The organism is Psychromonas aquimarina ATCC BAA-1526, assembly GCF_000428725.1.
In the GTDB taxonomy this organism is placed as follows: Bacteria; Pseudomonadota; Gammaproteobacteria; order Enterobacterales; family Psychromonadaceae; genus Psychromonas; species Psychromonas aquimarina.
The window spans coordinates 1-1,159 of record NZ_AUAM01000138.1; the positions used below are offsets into that span (position 1 = coordinate 1).

Sequence of the window (1,159 nt, forward strand, 5' to 3'; positions counted from 1 at the left end):
CTTGCTAATGTCTGTCTGCTCCACTCTAACGCATTTATTAATTCTTCTGCATGTTCAATATTATCCTCGACTAAATTTGCTAATTTAATTGTCTCACCGTTTTTGTTCCGTTTTAACAAATCTGAAAATGAATCATATTTTTTATGGTCACGATGCAGGGCAGTATTGTTTTGTTTGAACGATATGAGGCTTCTTAGAATTTCTTGCGTATTAGGTGCTTTGTTTCCGCCCAAAAGCTTTGCAGGTAATTTGCATTTGTAGCAATCTATGAGTATTTCATACGTTGAGTAATTTGAGTTGGCGATAAACAAAAATGGTTCGCTATGTTCGCATTCAGATCCTTTGAAAATTTGAGTGTCCCACCCACGGCCTATGATTGAAACTTTGCTGTCAATATGTCCTAAAACCTTGCTTGCTAAATCAGCTAATTGTTGACCGTATCTGAATGAAAATGTCAGTGGATATTTTTTATATTTGATTAGGGGCTGTTGATCTTTGTTTGAAATTTGTACGGTAGGTGGCAATCTCATATAATTTACTTCGCCAAAAACAAACTTTATGAGACTGCCATGCCCCGAACAATGCTCACTGATGAGTTATGGTCGAAACTAAAAGCTATTCTGCTTGAAGATAGAGTATATAACAAGTCTGAACATCGACAGACAATGGAAGGTATTCTCTATCGCTTACGTGTAGGTTGTCCTTGGCGTGATTTACCTGAATGCTTTGGTTTATGGAATACGATTTATCGCCGATTTTTGCTTTGGTCTAGAAAAGGCATATTAATGAGGTTATTTAAAACATTATCAAGCGATAGCGATGTTAAATGGGAGTTTATTGATGGCAGTTACATCAAGGCTCACCAGCATAGTGCCGGGGCGGCTAGTGAACAACGACAAGCAATAGGGCTAAGTAGAGGCGGTAATACAAGTAAAATTCATTTAGCTGTTGATAGTTATGGTTTACCAATTGAATTCATCATTACAGGTGGAGAAGTGCATGACAGTAAAGCAGCTAATGAGTTGATTGAGCTATTACCTCAGGGCGATTTTGTCGTAGCCGATAAAGGGTATGATAGCGAAGCAATTAGGGAAAAAATACGAGATAGGGACTCAACACCAGTTATCCCAAGAAAGCAAAATTCCCTTTTAGGGAATGC

General features: G+C 38.0%; 2 protein-coding genes. One reads left to right on the forward strand and one right to left on the reverse strand.

What is annotated here, in order from left to right:
- Nucleotides 1-530: hypothetical protein (locus tag G337_RS26865; RefSeq protein ID WP_037028193.1), on the reverse strand; the 530-nt coding region annotated here is incomplete at its 3' end.
- 39 nt (nt 531-569) lie between these two features.
- On the opposite strand from G337_RS26865, the gene G337_RS0119395 reads away from it, so the two are divergent.
- Nucleotides 570-1,159 (forward strand): IS5 family transposase (locus tag G337_RS0119395; RefSeq protein ID WP_037028195.1); only part of this gene is annotated, 590 nt, incomplete at its 3' end.